The 15,396-nt window shown below is 34.6% G+C and carries 13 protein-coding genes; 8 read left to right on the top strand and 5 right to left on the bottom strand.

The genetic code is table 11. The features are described 5' to 3' along the window. Position 1 precedes the first annotated feature (1 nt). Positions 2-271: a 50S ribosomal protein L27 gene (gene rpmA, locus HGC4_RS06865; protein ID WP_050709385.1), complete on the top strand. Its 270-nt coding sequence runs from the start codon at positions 2-4 to the stop codon at positions 269-271. 35 nt (positions 272-306) lie between these two features. Here the strand turns inward: rpmA and HGC4_RS06860 are convergent, their stop codons facing one another. Genes HGC4_RS06860 through HGC4_RS06850 form a run of 3 tightly spaced genes read right to left on the bottom strand, consistent with a single transcriptional unit; the run spans position 307 to position 3,174 of the window. After that, complete coding sequence (locus HGC4_RS06860) at positions 307-1,065, bottom strand: DUF4276 family protein (RefSeq protein WP_050709384.1); 759 nt, start codon at positions 1,063-1,065, stop codon at positions 307-309. Between the two features lie 9 nt (positions 1,066-1,074). Next, positions 1,075-2,235, bottom strand: a complete 1,161-nt coding sequence (locus HGC4_RS06855) for an AAA family ATPase (RefSeq protein WP_050709383.1) — start codon at positions 2,233-2,235, stop codon at positions 1,075-1,077. 39 nt (positions 2,236-2,274) lie between these two features. Further along, the gene (locus tag HGC4_RS06850; RefSeq protein WP_050709382.1) at positions 2,275-3,174 is read right to left on the bottom strand and encodes a hypothetical protein; all 900 of its coding nucleotides are present in this window, start codon (positions 3,172-3,174) and stop codon (positions 2,275-2,277) included. Between the two features lie 433 nt (positions 3,175-3,607). On the opposite strand from HGC4_RS06850, the gene mdh reads away from it, so the two are divergent. From mdh to HGC4_RS06815, 7 genes are all read left to right on the top strand, one after another. Then, positions 3,608-4,549, top strand: a complete 942-nt coding sequence (gene mdh, locus HGC4_RS06845; RefSeq protein ID WP_050709381.1) for a malate dehydrogenase — start codon at positions 3,608-3,610, stop codon at positions 4,547-4,549. Between the two features lie 245 nt (positions 4,550-4,794). Beyond that, a complete protein-coding gene (locus HGC4_RS06840; protein WP_050709380.1) occupies positions 4,795-7,152 on the top strand; it encodes a family 20 glycosylhydrolase in 2,358 nt (785 codons plus the stop codon). A 266-nt stretch (positions 7,153-7,418) separates the two neighbouring features. Next, on the top strand, positions 7,419-8,543 hold the full coding sequence (gene dnaN / locus HGC4_RS06835) for a DNA polymerase III subunit beta (protein ID WP_050709379.1): 1,125 nt from the start codon (positions 7,419-7,421) through the stop codon (positions 8,541-8,543). A gap of 219 nt (positions 8,544-8,762) precedes the next feature. After that, positions 8,763-9,533, top strand: a complete 771-nt coding sequence (locus tag HGC4_RS06830; protein WP_050709378.1) for a 3'-5' exonuclease — start codon at positions 8,763-8,765, stop codon at positions 9,531-9,533. A gap of 216 nt (positions 9,534-9,749) precedes the next feature. Further along, complete coding sequence (locus tag HGC4_RS06825; protein WP_050709377.1) at positions 9,750-10,331, top strand: 50S ribosomal protein L25/general stress protein Ctc; 582 nt, start codon at positions 9,750-9,752, stop codon at positions 10,329-10,331. 16 nt (positions 10,332-10,347) lie between these two features. Continuing rightward, on the top strand, positions 10,348-10,911 hold the full coding sequence (gene pth / locus HGC4_RS06820) for an aminoacyl-tRNA hydrolase (RefSeq protein ID WP_050709376.1): 564 nt from the start codon (positions 10,348-10,350) through the stop codon (positions 10,909-10,911). 70 nt (positions 10,912-10,981) lie between these two features. Then, entirely contained in the window at positions 10,982-11,404 is a 423-nt protein-coding gene (locus HGC4_RS06815) for an RNA-binding S4 domain-containing protein (protein ID WP_050709375.1), read from the top strand. 172 nt (positions 11,405-11,576) lie between these two features. Here HGC4_RS06815 and yidC read toward each other — a convergent pair whose 3' ends face one another. After that, positions 11,577-13,538 carry a membrane protein insertase YidC gene (gene yidC / locus HGC4_RS06810; RefSeq protein WP_050709374.1) on the bottom strand — a complete coding sequence of 654 codons (1,962 nt, stop codon included), beginning with the start codon at positions 13,536-13,538 and terminating at the stop codon, positions 11,577-11,579. A 137-nt stretch (positions 13,539-13,675) separates the two neighbouring features. Continuing rightward, positions 13,676-15,286 carry a CTP synthase gene (locus tag HGC4_RS06805; protein WP_050709373.1) on the bottom strand — a complete coding sequence of 537 codons (1,611 nt, stop codon included), beginning with the start codon at positions 15,284-15,286 and terminating at the stop codon, positions 13,676-13,678. Between the last annotated feature and the right edge of the window lie 110 nt (positions 15,287-15,396).

The following is a 15,396-nucleotide window of genomic DNA, read 5'->3' as shown; positions in this document are numbered from 1 at the left end:
AATGGCACACAAGAAAGGTGTAGGTAGTTCGAAGAATGGCCGTGAATCGGAAAGTAAACGATTAGGCGTTAAAGCATTTGGTGGTGAAGTAGTAAAAGCTGGAAACATCATCGTTCGTCAAAGAGGAACAACACATCATCCAGGTGAAAATGTAGGTATCGGTAAAGATCATACATTATTTGCTCTTGTTGATGGAGTAGTTGCATTCCGTAGAAAAAAGAACGAAAGATCATTTGTATCTGTAGTTCCTAAAACAGAAGCAGAAGCTTAATAGCAGATTCTTTAAAATAAGAAAAGCAGTTTGATTTATTTCAAGCTGCTTTTTTCTTTTCTTAGAATGACTGATTCTTGTAACTCTCCATTTTTAAACTGTTCTATGGTCTGGATCAATTCATTTAAGGAAGGAGTTCTGAATCTTATATCTTTTATTATTTTATTAAAATCGAGTCGATTGACCAATTTCTCTACTTGCCAATATTTCTTGGTGTAGGATCTTCCTATCAATTTATATATCTTGTTTATGTCTTCCGATGGGTGTTCTCTAGAAATGGGGTTTACCGTATCTGGATTGAATCCTAGATGTTTTTCGATAAATCGTCCTGTAAGTTTTCTATCTACTTTCAAAAAATGGCTGCTTTCTGCTAGAAACCAAGTTTCGACCTCTCTTACTGCAACCACAATATCAAAAGGACAATCTTTTTTCTTAAGAGGGTAGGGTAGAAATTTTAATCCTTGTTCGAGGCGGGGTAATTCTTCTATAGATAATGGATATAAATCTCTTAAGCCGACTACGCATGTGTAACCTGCCTCTCGTAAGCTATTTATATTGTCTAGTATTTCTGATTTTACACGGTTGTCCGATCCACAATCGTAGATGAGTGCAGTGTATTCTGATTTTAGGGAGATGCTGTAATTTCTTACAAATTCGCGTTTCGGGGCATTCGTTCCTCCCGATATTTTTTTTAGCAGAACTGTAAGGTTTCCATAGCCAATAATCTCCTTTACAAGCCTATTGATAAAGACCTGCTCGGTTTGTCCTTCAACAAAAAATGCAATCTTTTTCATATATCGGCTTTATTCTTCCTCTTCTTTCTCTTCCTCTTGTTCGTCTTTGAATCCTTGAAGATAAAAATCTGTGGCTAAAAAATCAAAGTTATTTAATCCTGTGTATTTAAAATCGTCAAATATTTCTCTCGCATTATGATAGTTGTGAAAAACCGAAATATTCTGTTTTCGCTCTATTACGGACCAATACCTTAAAGGTATCTTATTCATTATATAGCGGTCATTCGAAGTTATAAATATCTGTATATCTGAATTGTTGACTTTATAGATCAAAATATCAATAAGGGACTTCGATCGGGCATAATCCAAGCCTTCTCCTAAATCATCAATAAGAAGGCATACCGATATTTTGCTTAGTAAAGCAAACTCCATCTGTATAAGAAAAGATAATGCTCTGAACATCCCTTGAGACATGTCTAGTTGAAGGGTCGGTTCGGATAGTTCTTCCTCTTGTACGGATATACCTATTCCTAGTTTGTTCTTTAGTAGATCGATGTTGGTAACATCATAACCTATATCGTGCAGATCCGAAATAATAGTATCTGTAAAAGACTGTCCAAAGCGATTTTTGCCTTTGAAAAAAAGTTTGATGACATTATCTGGAGAAAAGTCGTCTATTATCTTGGAGCTTTCCAGATCCTCTTTATCTTTAATGAGATGGTTCTTCTCATACTGATTTGTAAATGCATAATTCTTCAAAGCATTACTCCATTCGAATATTTCAGGTATATAAGGATACTCATCATCTTTATCTTGAATGGAAGTAATAGGTTCTGTGGCAGCAATATCTAATGTGTCAAACTTGTGAGAAGTTTGTGAATAGATTATATTTTTTGTTCGGTTGTATTTTTCGACACCCTTTACTCGTAGAATTTCTTCAGTAATTAGTCGATTTTCTATTGATATAGTATATTCGTAAGTAATGTTATCTTCTTTTAGTATAAGGTGATATTTGGAATCTTTAAACTTGAGATCAGAAACCGGTTTTTTTAGAGATAATAAGGTTGCTATTTCGCATAGGGCGGATAGTGTCCTGCTTTTTCCTACAGCATTTTTTCCAACGAAAAGGTTGATATTGTCGAATCTCACCAAATCGCCGTCTTTCCCCTCAATGCCCCATTGATTAGGTTTGGCTTCTTCTCTAATATATTTGAAAAATTCTAATATCATACTTTTAGATTAATTAGTTGTAAAAGGTAGAATTACTCTTTATTTTTCAAGAGAAAACGATCGTGAACCTATCAGGCTACCATCAGCAAACAAATCTACTCGATAAGTTCCAGGCATTAAATACTCTTCTACTTTCCAATATAAAGTAACGGGTACTTCTTCGCCTCCATATTCGATAACTCTTTTGATAGAGTACTGAATTTCTCTGTTTTCAAAAGGAAAGGTATTGGCTCTGTTTTTTACAAGAATATCGTCATCGGGTTTCATTATTCGAACATATATAGTTCTTTCGCCCGGTTCAGCTGTAATGTTCTTAGTGATAGTGAATGAGACAACTAGTTGCTCTACACTCTTTATCTTCTTTTGTACTTTACCTTTTGAGTTGGTTGCTGCTACGCTTATGCCTGTTGCGTCAAGCTTGGCTGCCCGTGTTACTTTTTCGGTAAGGTTAGCTCTTTCTTGTGAAACCTTATTTAGAGTTTTGCTCGTTTCTTGATACTTGTTCGTTATTTCTTTATTCTGTTGTACTAGTCTCTCGTTAGCTCTGTTTAAAGAGTCTATTTGTACAATATATGACTTAAGAATTTTTCTTAAGCTGCTAAGTTCGTTATTCAACCTACCTATTTCAGCTTTATCAGTAGCTTTTACTGTACGAAGCTCTTCCCTCAATCGTTGAACCTTGGCTTGCTCATTGCTTAGTTGTTGGAAAAGAGAATCGTTTTTTATAGAAATTTTGAATCCTTCATATTGAGTGTCAATGCTCTCGTATTCATCTTCAAGTTTTTGTTTAGAGATTTCATTGACTTGTTGCATTTCTTCAAGCTGAGTATTTTGTTTGAATATAAAATATGCTGCAACTCCCATTCCTACAATTAAACCCACTATGATGGCAATTAATATCTTTGTATTTCTTGTCGAAGGTTTTGTATTCTGTTCCATATAACTTTACTTTCTTACTTCTTTTAATATGTTAGACTTTATATACAAATATATTAATAAAATGTGTGAGAGAGCCTAGCCGGAACAAATTTTTTCACGAATTAGCCTTTCCTTTAGCAAAATGCATGGCTGTCAATTAGTAAATTATTATTCGAAGGAAATATCGAAATAGTAATTGGTTTGCAAGGGAAGTTACAAAAGCATATAAGGAATGATTGGTGGTTAGAAAAACGTTTTCTAGGGGAAAACTTCTTGTCAATATTTTTTAATAATTGAATCGAAATTTAGCCCTGAAATAGTTCCTTTATTGCAAATAACAAATTACTTTTGTTTATCTATTCGAAATAGATGCTGTTTATCACTTAAACTTAATGGTAAAGTATTTCGAATAATTTACATGTAATCTAATTTATAACTATAAAACAAAATTATCATGTCTAAAGTAACAGTTGTGGGAGCCGGTAATGTCGGAGCCACTTGTGCAAATGTACTCGCATTTAAAAAAATTGCTGACGAAGTAATAATGCTTGATGTAAAAGAAGGTGTTGCCGAAGGAAAAGCAATGGATATGAACCAAACAGCTCAATTGCTTGAGTTCAGTTCAAGAATCAAAGGTGTTACTAATGATTATGCTGCAACAGCTAATTCGGATGTAGTGGTTATCACATCAGGTATTCCTCGCAAACCAGGTATGACTCGCGAAGAGTTGATCGGTGTAAATGCAGGTATTGTGAAGAGTGTTGCTGAAAATATTCTAAAATATTCACCTAATGCTATTTTGGTTATTATTTCCAATCCAATGGATACAATGACTTATTTAGCTTCTAAAGTTACTGGTCTTCCAAAACACCGTATTGTAGGTATGGGAGGAGCTTTAGATAGTTCACGTTTCAAATATTATTTGAGTGAAGCTTTGGGTGTTAACCCTACTGAAGTAGAAGGTATGGTTATTGGTGGACATGGTGATACTACAATGATTCCTGTGGCTCGCTTAGCTACTTATAAAGGTATTCCAGTATCAGATCTTTTATCAAAAGAAGCTTTAGATAAAGTTGTTGCTGATACTATGGTTGGTGGAGCCACTCTAACAGGTTTGTTGGGTACTTCGGCTTGGTATGCACCAGGAGCAGCAGGAGCAGCAGTTGTAGAATCTATTATTCACGATCAAAAGAAAGTTGTTCCATGTTGTGTTAGCCTAGAAGGTGAATACGGACAAAACGATATTTGTATTGGTGTGCCTGTTGTATTAGGTAAAAACGGTTGGGAGAAAATTATCGACCTTAAACTTACAGCAGAAGAAAAAGAAAAATTCGAAGCATCTGCATCTGCAGTCCGTAAAACTAATAATGTATTGAAAGAAATTAACGCTATCTAAATCGATAGAAAGTTATAATCTAATTTATACAATAAGGGGGGAGGTCTTTTAGTAGATTCCCCTCTTTTTTCATGAAGATTATATTTGTTTTGATGATTAAGAAAGCCTCTACCTATGTTATATAACATAAAGGGCTTTTTGTAGGTAATGCTATATGTCATTTTTGATTATCTTAGCATTCTGATCGATTGTTAAATAACATATACGTGTAGTTAACCTTGATTAAATAACTAAAAATATTATCTATGTTGAAAAAACTTATACCAGTATGCACTGTGGCATTAGCCATGTTAGTGTCATCTTGTGGTAGTACTGAAACACCTATTCAGAAGCCTTATAATGAGGGCATAAACGTTACTCCAATACCACTGGAGTTAAAACAAAATGAAGGAAACTTCGAACTTACAAAATCTGCGGTATTTGCAGTAAATGATCCTTCCTTAGATAAAGTTGCGTCTTACTTTGCTGCTAAAATTAAGAATTCAACAGGTTATGATTTAGATATCAAAACTGGAGTTCCGAGTTCTAACTTCATCAGCCTTAATCTTGATAAAGATATAGCTGTAAATGACGAAGGTTATTTGTTAGAAGTGACAGAAAAAGGTATAGATATAAAAGCTAAAACTCCACAAGGAGTATTTTATGCTATGCAAACAGTAATGCAATTGTTGCCTGCTGAAATTGAAAGTCCGACATTGATAAAATACATAGCATGGAAAGTGCCTAATGTGAGTATTAAAGATGAACCTCGTTTTCCTTATCGTGGACAGCATCTTGATGTATGTCGTCACTTTGCTGATGTAGACTTCCTGAAAAAACAGTTAGATGTATTGGCAATGTTCAAGATAAATACTTTTCATTGGCATTTGACAGAAGATCAAGCATGGCGTATCGAAATAAAGAAATATCCTAAATTAACTGAAATAGGATCAAAACGTGTAGAAGGTGATGGTAGTACTTATGGACCTTATTTTTATACTCAAGATCAAGTTAAAGAAATAGTGGCTTATGCAAAAGAACGTTTTATTGAGGTAATTCCAGAAATAGAACTTCCTGGGCATGGTGTTGCGGCATTGGCGGCTTATCCTGAGTTGTCTTGTACAGGAGGTCCTTTCGAAGTGCGTAATATTTGGGGAGTTGCAAATGATGTGTATTGTGCAGGAAATGATTCAGTATTTCAGTTCCTTACAGATGTTATTGAAGAAGTAATCCCATTATTCGAAAGTGATTATTTCCACATAGGAGGCGATGAGTGTCCTAAAATCAGATGGGAAAAATGTCCAAAATGTCAGGCTCGTATTAAAGAACTTGGTTTGAAATCTGATAAAGAGCATAGTGCTGAAGAAAGACTGCAAAGTTATTTCGTACAACGTATGGAAAAAGTCTTATTGAAACATAATAAGAAAATGATAGGTTGGGATGAAATTCTTGAAGGAGGATTGGCTCCAACGGCTGCTGTAATGAGCTGGAGAGGCGAAGAGGGTGGTATTGCTGCTGCTAACATGGGACATGATGTAATTATGACTCCTGGTGGATGGTTGTATTTAGATAAATATCAAGGGGATTCTAAAATATTACCTGTTACTATTGGCGGATTACTTACTTTGGAAAAGACTTATGATTATGAGCCTATCCCTGAGAAAATCGCAGATGATAAAAAACATCATATCTTAGGTGCTCAAGGTAATGTTTGGGCAGAATATATGTACGATACTGATCGTATGGAGAATATGACTTTCCCACGTATTATTGCAGTGGCAGAAGTTAATTGGTCAGCTAAGGATAAAAAAGACTATAAAGATTTTGAACGTAGAATGAATAATCAGTTGGTACGTTTAGATTTCCATGGTATTAATTACTTTATTCCTAATCCTGAACAAACAACGCCTTCTGCTAATTTTGTTGTGTTTTTAGATTCTACAACTCTTGAATTTAAGACCTCAATGCCTGTAAAATTTGTATATACTACGGATGGGACAGAGCCTACTTTGGCATCTGCTGTTTATGAAAAACCATTGACTTTCAAAGAAAATACAACTTTGAAAATCCGTACAGTATTAGTATCGGAAAAAATGGGAGAAACCAGAACAATAACTATTGAGAAACAATCTCCTGCTCCTGCTGTTCAAAAAGCTGCTGGCGAAAAAGCAGGCTTGAAAGCAGAACATTTTAAAGGAGTGGCACGTAAGATGTCAGATTTAGAGGGCAAAACTCCAGATGAGGTTGAATATGTTGCATCTCCACAAAAAACGAAACATCGAGTTAATGATTATGTAGAAGTATATCCTAATGACTTTTACAGTACTATTTTAACAGGATATGTGGATATTCCGGAGGATGGAGTGTATTACTTCAGCACAGATTCGGAGTTGTGGATTGACGGAAAACAATTGATAACTAACGATAATGGGAAAGATACAGCTCGTAGATTTTCGCGTGCTGATAAATCTATCGCATTAGCAAAAGGTCTTCATGCTATTAAGATTGTAAGATTTGGAGCTATCTTCGGAGGTTGGCCTACTCAATGGGATGTTATTTCTGTATCTATGAGAGCTGATAAGGATAAAGAATTTAGTGTATTAAATGAGAAATCGTTTAAATAAATATTTACGTCACTAAAAATAAAATAAAGAGAAGAGATCTATTGAAAAATAGGTCTCTTTTTGTATCTTGTGGGGCGAAAATAGAATATCTTAACGGTATGGAATAAACAGAGTTCTAAAATATTTATTATTTTGGAATGTATTTATGACTGGTTTTATTATTTTTCAAAAACAATAAAAGGGTCTGTAATCATACTTTTTGTTCTTATAAAAAATATCGTTACTTTTGTTAGTAATAAAACGTAACTTAATAAAACCAACATTATATGAGATTTGTTGTATCTAGTACTGCTTTGCTGAGTCATCTTCAGTCAATTAGCAAGGTGATCAATTCAAAAAATACATTGCCTATTTTAGATTGTTTCTTATTGGAGCTTAATGATTCCACGTTGACGCTTACAGCTGCAGATACAGAAACTCGTCTTGTAACTTCATTAGAAGTAAATGAGGTTGAGGGTGCGGGCAAATTAGCAATCAATGCTCGTAATTTATTAGATCCATTGAAAGAGCTTCCCGATCAGCCACTTACTTTCGAGATAAATGATGACAATCTTGAAATATTTATATATTTCCACAACGGAAAGTATAATTTTATTGGACAAAGTGGGGAAGAATATCCACAACCAAAAGAATTAAAAGATACAGCTATCAGCTTGTCGATTGACCCTCAGATTTTATGTACAGCTATCAACAGAACGTTGTTTGCAAGTGCTGATGATGAGCTTCGTCCTGTGATGAATGGTATCTACTTTGATATAACTACCGAAGACTTGACATTTGTTGCTTCAGATGGTCATAAACTCGTTCGTAGCAAAACATTGTCAGTACAAGGATCTGAAAGAGCATCTTTTATTTTGCCAAAGAAACCTGCTAACTTACTGAAAAGTATTTTACCTAAAGAGTCAGAAGTTGTTTCTATCAAGTTTGATGAAAACAATGCATACATAACCATGTCGAGTTATACAATGACTTGTCGTTTTATAGAAGGACGCTATCCGAATTACAATTCGGTAATACCTCAAAATAATCCGAACAAAGTTATTTTGGATAGATTGGCTTTTTTGAATGCTCTGAAACGTGTATCTGTATTCTCTAATCCAGCAAGTAGTTTGGTGAAACTTCAATTGTCTGATAATAAATTGTTGGTTTCGGCGCAAGATATTGATTTCTCAACAGCTGCTGAAGAAACGATTCCTTGTCAATACGAAGGTACTGCAATGAATATCGGATTTAAATCGAATTTCTTGATTGAGATACTAAATAATATTCCAGCAACCGAAGTTTCCGTTGAATTATCTGATCCTTCACGTGCAGGACTTATTTTCCCTGTTGAAAAAGGAGATACTGAAGATCTTCTTATGCTTTTGATGCCGATGATGCTAAACGACTAAATTCGTTTAGATCTGTTTTTCTCATGATAAACGGAATTTTAGTATCATTAATTTTTCTATTGCTGCAATTTCATAGTTATTTACTAACTAAAGCAATAAAAAGGGTTACGACCTTTATTCGATTAATATTGATAATATAATAAGCAAATAATAAGCTTTATCACTCTTTAAAGATTATAGGAGTGGTAAAGTTTTTGCTTCAATAATACAGTTTACTTTATGGAACTAAATCTAAAAAATCCGATTGTGTTTTTTGATCTGGAAACTACAGGTACAAATACAACTCGTGATAGAATTGTTGAAATTTCTTATCTCAAAGTTTTTCCAAATGGTAAAGAAGAGCTAAAAACAAAGCGTATTAATCCGGAGATGCCAATTCCAAAAGAATCATCAGATATACATGGTATTACAGATGAGGATGTGAAAGATGCACCTACCTTTCGTCAGATCGCTAAGTCTTTGGCAGATCAGATCGAAGGCTGTGACTTGGCTGGTTTTAATTCGAGCCGCTTTGATATTCCATTACTTTCGGAAGAGTTTCTTAGGGTAGGGGTGGATATTGATTTTTCGAAGAGAAAGTTTATTGATGTACAGATTATTTTCCATAAAAAAGAACAACGTACATTAGAGGCTGCTTATAAGTTTTACTGTGATAAGAGTTTAGAAGATGCCCATTCGGCAGAAGCTGACACTTTGGCTACCTATGAAGTTTTCAAAGCACAGTTAGATCGTTATCCTGATTTGCCTAATGATATTGCTAAATTGGCGGAAGAGTATTCATTCTTTAATGATAATGTTGATCTTGCTGGGCGTATAATTAGAAATGAAAATGGAATAGAAGTATTCAATTTCGGAAAGCATAAAGGAAAGCCTGTATCAGAAATTTTAAGAGCTGAACCAAGTTTTTATGCATGGATGATGGATGCTGATTTTCCTTTGAATACAAAGCAGGTGCTAACTAAAATAAAGCTACGTGAAATGAACAGGTAAGGTTTAGGCTTTATCCATTCGTTGAAAAATGATAGTAGTTTATAAGAAAAATAAAGCAAAGTACATTTATGATACTTCTTATTTGTAAATAAGGCGGTTATTGTATTTGTTCTTAATAAATAATCAATTATCTTTGCAGTCGCTTTTCTGTAAAGCCCGTGTGATGGGGATAAGGAAGCAATCCTTAATTTGAGTAACACAATTTAAAATTAAAAAATGAAAACATTTGAACTAAAAGGATCACTAAGAACTGATCTAGGAAAAAAAGCTACTAAAGCTTTTCGTAAACAAGATGCTATACCAGCAGTAATCTATGGTGGAGAGAATTCAACTGAAGCAATTCACTTTAGTGTACAAGTTAGCGATGTACGTAAATTGATTTACACTCCTGAGATTTTCTTGGTAGACCTTTCTCTTGACGGAAAAGCGTACAAAGCAATTCTTAAAGACATCCAAGTACATCCAGTGACAGATGCAATTCTTCACTTAGACTTTCTTCACGTATTCGAAAACCAACCAATCGTAATCGACGTTCCTGTTGTATTAGATGGTTTGGCTGAAGGTGTGAAAGCTGGGGGTAAATTATCACTTGATAGCCGTAAATTGAAAGTAAAAGCTCTTTACACTCAAGTTCCTGAGAAATTGCACATAAACATTGAGCACTTAGCTTTAGGAAAATCAGTACAAGTTGGAGAATTAAACTTCGACGGATTAGAATTATTAAATGCAAAGAATGCGGTTGTATGTCGCGTTCAATTGACTCGTGCTGCAAGAGGTCTTGCTGCTAAAGGCAAATAATAAAATAATCTATTTAATGAAATACTTGATTGCCGGTTTGGGTAATATTGGTAGCGAATACCACTATACCCGCCACAATATAGGATTCAGAGTATTGGACGCTTTAGCTAAAGCGTCCAATATTGTTTTTACGGATAGACGATACGGAGAAACTTCGGAATTGAAAGTCAAAGGTAAAACTCTTATACTGCTGAAACCTTCTACTTATATGAATTTGAGCGGTAATGCTATCCGTTATTGGATGCAAGCCGAAAAAATACCTGTAGAAAATCTATTGGTGATTGTTGATGATTTAGCTTTACCTTTCGGTTCTCTTCGTTTGAAAGGAAAGGGCAGCGATGCAGGGCACAATGGCTTAAAAAGCATTCAGTCAATACTTGGTACACAAAACTATGCACGTTTACGTTTTGGAATTGGGAATGATTTTCCCAAAGGTGGACAGGTAGATTATGTGTTAGGTCAGTTTGATGACGAAGAAGAAAAGGCATTGTCCGAACGTTTCGAAATGTGTGAAGATATTATTAAAAGTTTTTGTTTGGCAGGATTACAAAATACGATGAATCAATTTAATAATAAATAAGATCATCGGTCTGTTTTATTATTAGTAAGTATTCTATTTGTATCGCTGAACTACATTTATAGCTAGAGTTATGAAAGAAGAAAAAACTGAAGTTAGAATTGATAAGTGGTTATGGGCTGTTCGTCTTTTTAAGACACGAACCCTAGCTGTTGAAGCCTGTAAAAAAGGGCGTATAATGATTCAGGGAACCAATATAAAGCCTTCAAGAATGATTAGGGTTGGCGATGTTATACAAATAAAGAAACCTCCTATAACCTATTCTTTTAAAGTTTTAGATTTAAGCGAAAAACGTATGGGTGCAAAACTTGTACCTCAATTTATGGAAGATGCTACTCCTCAGTCTGAATATGAAATTTTAGAGCTAAGCAAAGTTAGTGGATTCATAGATAGAGATAGAGGTGCTGGTCGTCCAACTAAAAAAGACCGTCGTGATTTAGATGATTTCATTGACGATTCATTCTTTGATGAATGGGATTTTGATTCGGATGAATAAAATAGGAATTCGAATATACTAAATACAAAAAGCGAGAATTATAATACATATAATTCTCGCTTTTTTTATGAAGAGTCTTATTTTAAAGCCAGTTATTATTAAATAGGATATTCTGATAAAAAAAGCGAAGCTATATTTATAGCTTCGCTTTCTTGTATATATAAAGTAAGAATTACTTTTTCTTCTTTTTGTTTTGTCCTTTACCTTGTTGCTGTTGTACACGTTGAGCTTGTTCAGCTTGCTCTTGTAGACGAGACATAAATCCTTTTTTCTTAGGTTTCTTTTTATTCTCTTCTAGTTTAGCTAATACTTTTTCTTCATCAATAAAGTAACGACAAGCTAATGTTATTAATATTGTCATCAATGTTGACAAGAAGTAATAATAAGTAAGTCCCGAAGGATAGTTATTCAATACAAAGAAGAATACGATAGGCATCAACATCATCATCCACTTCATACCCGGCATTTGTTGTTGTCCGGTATTTGTAGCATCCATATTGAATTTTGTATAGACAATATTAGTAACAGTCATAAGAATACAGAATAAACTGATATGGTTACCTAGCCAAGATGAGATATAAGGGATGTTTGTATTCCATTCGATTATTGCATCATATGTCGAAAGGTCATCAGCCCATAGGAAACTTTGTTGACGCAGTTCTATTAATGATGGGAAGAATGAGAATAGAGCCAATAATATAGGCATTTGTAGAAGCATAGGTATACAACCACTCATCGGGTTAACTCCCGCCTGACTATATAGTGCCATTACTGCTTTTTGTCTCTCCATCGCTTTCTCTTGACCTGGATATTTTTCGTTTAATTCGTCTACCTGAGGTTTTAGAACTCTCATCTTGGCAGAAGACATAAACGATTTATATGTCAATGGAGATATAATCAATTTAACGATTAGTGTCAATAATAGTATTACTAACCCCATTTGCATTCCTGTAGAAGCTAGCAGGTTGAATAATGGAATTATAAAGTATTGATTAATAATACGGAATAAAGTCCATCCAAGTGGGATTAATTTATCTAAATCTAATTGTTGTAAAGCATCTTTTTGACCATCATCGTAGCCTTTCAGCATGTAATAATCTAATGGTCCAAGGAAGTATCTGAATCCACCTCTTAGTGTACCTGTGTTGTCTACTACTGGCTTAAAGTATAGAGTTGCTTCTACATCTTTCAAGTAATCTGGCGACTGAAGTACTTTAGAGTGTAAAGAGGGAGATGTAAATTCGTTGTCCGCAATTAAAGTAGTTGCGAAAAATTGATTTTTAAAGGCAACCCATCTGGCTCCTGTTGGAATTTCTTTATTGTCATTGCTACTTTCGCTCAATTCTTCAAAGCTGCCATCAGTTCCTTTATAGTGTACACGAGTGTATCTTTGTTCGTTCTTTTCGCTTTTCTCTTGTCTGTGAAGCTTTTGAGTCCAATTAAGTTTAAACTTTTCAAGACAATCTACACTTAGAATATTTTGCATACCTACAACAGCAATGTCAAATTTCATCATATAGCTGTCAGCAGCAAGCGAATATATGAAATCAATATACTCTGTGTCAGTATAATTCATACGCATTACAAGTGTCTGATTAGCATCAGAAGAACTTTTAATAGGTGTGAATAATGCTTTGTCGGTATTTAACGCAACTCCTTGCTTATTCACCAATTGTAGAGATAGATTTGCATCTGCATTAAAAAGGTAAAGCGAGTCTCCGTTGTATTTCTTGAAATCTTTTAGTTGAGCACTAAGCATTTGTCCACCCTTAGTGGTGAAATCTATCTTAATTTTCTCATTTTCTAAAGAGATTATTTGTTCTTTAGGCTGATCAGATGTGATCTGAGGTTGTAGCAAGTTTAAAGAATCCGCAGAGTTACTTACTAAGGAATCTTGCTTTACCGAATTACCGGCGGTAAAAAAATCTGTTACGGGAGATTGTTTTTCTTTAGCAGGTTGTTGTGTGTCTGCTGTGGCAATATCTTCAGCTACCTGACTTCTCTGAACATTAGAGATCGAATCTTTTTTTCGGTTTTCTCTTTCAATTTCTTCTTGACTTGGCCTTGTAAGGAACGTAAATCCCATGACGATAGCAACTATCAGAACTAAGCCAATACCTGTATTTTTATCCATTCTTAATTAATCTGTAGATTTATATAATTATTATGCAGAATAATTGTTATTAAACACAGTAAGTCATTACTGTTATATTATTAAGCTATAAGTAACTTTTACTAATATATTATCAAGTGGAAAATAGATCAATGATCTTATTTTCTATTTTTAATTACAGCTTTTACAAAGCTCATAAATAAAGCATTGGGCGATAATACCGTACTGTTGTATTCTGGATGGAATTGTACTCCAATGAACCATTTTAGACCAGGTATTTCTACAACCTCAACTAGGTCAGTCTCAGGATTTATTCCTGTGCATTTCATGCCTGCATCTTCAAATTGCTTACGATATTCACTATTGAATTCGAAGCGATGCCGATGACGTTCTTGTATAAGGGTTTTGCCATATGCTTCGTGCACTAGTGAACCTTTCTTCAGGGTGCATTTGTATGCTCCTAATCTCATCGATCCACCCATATTGGTAATGTTCTTTTGCTCTTCCATCAAGTCAATTACCTTATAAGGAGTATGAGTGTTCATTTCTGTTGAATTTGCATCCTCTAGTCCTAAGACATTACGAGCATATTCAATTACCATACATTGCATACCCAAACATATACCAAATGTTGGCATATCGTTTTCGCGAGCATATTTTAAAGCAACAAATTTGCCTTCTATACCTCTCTGCCCAAATCCAGGAGCAATAATGATGCCATCTAGCGCAGCTAGTTTGTCTGCCACATTATCATCGGTAATTTTGTCAGAGTGTATAAATTGAAGATCGAGTTTGTGATCGTTATATATGGCTGCTTGTAACAGTGATTCATTGATCGATTTGTAAGCATCATGTAATTCTACATATTTACCTACAATACCAATTCTGATTGTTTCCTTCGCATTTTTCTTTTTATCAAGAAAATCTCTCCATGGTTTCAGTTCTGGTTTTGGACCTACTGCTATTCCCATCTTACGAAGAACGATTTCATCCATTCCTTGTTCCTGCATTTTAATCGGAACCTCGTATATAGTTGGTACGTCAATAGATTGCATTACTGCATCAGGCTCTACATTGCAGAACAAGGCAACTTTCTTAAGGATGTCTTTGCTTAGAGAACGCTCTGTACGTAATACTAGCATGTCAGGTTGTACACCCGACGATTGTAGGCTCTTAACGGAATGTTGGGTTGGTTTTGTTTTAACTTCACCAGCGGCTGCTATATAAGGAACGTAAGTAAGGTGCACGCAACAACAGTGCTTACTGCCTAATTCCCATCTTAATTGTCTTACACTTTCTATGAATGGTAGAGATTCTATGTCTCCAACTGTTCCGCCTATTTCAGTAATTACAAAATCATAGTCATACTTAGCTCCGAGAAGCTTGATGTTTCTACGTATTTCGTCTGTAATATGAGGTACAATCTGAACTGTTTTACCTAAGTAATCTCCTTTACGTTCTTTATTTATCACATTTTGATAAATGCGTCCCGTAGTTATATTATTGTCTTTATGAGTGGGTTCATTCAAAAAACGTTCATAATGACCTAGATCTAAATCGGCTTCATGCCCATCTACAGTCACATAACACTCTCCATGTTCGTATGGATTCAGTGTCCCCGGATCAATATTAATATAGGGGTCCAATTTTTGAATTGTAACCTTATAACCTCTAGCCTGCAATAGTTTACCTAATGAAGATGCTATTATACCTTTTCCTAAAGAGGAGATCACTCCTCCCGTTACGAAAATATACTTTGTATCAGCCACGTCTGTATATTGTTTTAAAATGTTCCTAATACGAAAACGCAAAAGTACAAAAAATATCGATAGTACCGATGATTTATCAGAACCTTATTTTATAAAAAACTCCCTTTTGA

The organism is Dysgonomonas sp. HGC4, assembly GCF_001261715.1.
In the GTDB taxonomy this organism is placed as follows: Bacteria; Bacteroidota; Bacteroidia; order Bacteroidales; family Dysgonomonadaceae; genus Dysgonomonas_A.
Note: the sequence above shows the minus strand (reverse complement) of the source record. Positions and strands in the feature narration are given on the sequence as shown.

Bases quoted from the DNA above. Each gene is read 5' to 3' on its own strand.
- yidC (WP_050709374.1), bottom strand. From the start codon at position 13,538: ATGGATAAAAATACAGGTATTGGCTTAGTTCTGATAGTTGCTATCGTC.
- HGC4_RS06815 (WP_050709375.1), top strand. From the start codon at position 10,982: ATGAAAGAAGAAAAAACTGAAGTTAGAATTGATAAGTGGTTATGGGCT.
- HGC4_RS06825 (WP_050709377.1), top strand. From the start codon at position 9,750: ATGAAAACATTTGAACTAAAAGGATCACTAAGAACTGATCTAGGAAAA.
- pth (WP_050709376.1), top strand. From the start codon at position 10,348: ATGAAATACTTGATTGCCGGTTTGGGTAATATTGGTAGCGAATACCAC.
- dnaN (WP_050709379.1), top strand. From the start codon at position 7,419: ATGAGATTTGTTGTATCTAGTACTGCTTTGCTGAGTCATCTTCAGTCA.
- HGC4_RS06830 (WP_050709378.1), top strand. From the start codon at position 8,763: ATGGAACTAAATCTAAAAAATCCGATTGTGTTTTTTGATCTGGAAACT.
- HGC4_RS06840 (WP_050709380.1), top strand. From the start codon at position 4,795: ATGTTGAAAAAACTTATACCAGTATGCACTGTGGCATTAGCCATGTTA.
- HGC4_RS06850 (WP_050709382.1), bottom strand. From the start codon at position 3,174: ATGGAACAGAATACAAAACCTTCGACAAGAAATACAAAGATATTAATT.
- rpmA (WP_050709385.1), top strand. From the start codon at position 2: ATGGCACACAAGAAAGGTGTAGGTAGTTCGAAGAATGGCCGTGAATCG.
- HGC4_RS06855 (WP_050709383.1), bottom strand. From the start codon at position 2,235: ATGATATTAGAATTTTTCAAATATATTAGAGAAGAAGCCAAACCTAAT.
- HGC4_RS06860 (WP_050709384.1), bottom strand. From the start codon at position 1,065: ATGAAAAAGATTGCATTTTTTGTTGAAGGACAAACCGAGCAGGTCTTT.
- mdh (WP_050709381.1), top strand. From the start codon at position 3,608: ATGTCTAAAGTAACAGTTGTGGGAGCCGGTAATGTCGGAGCCACTTGT.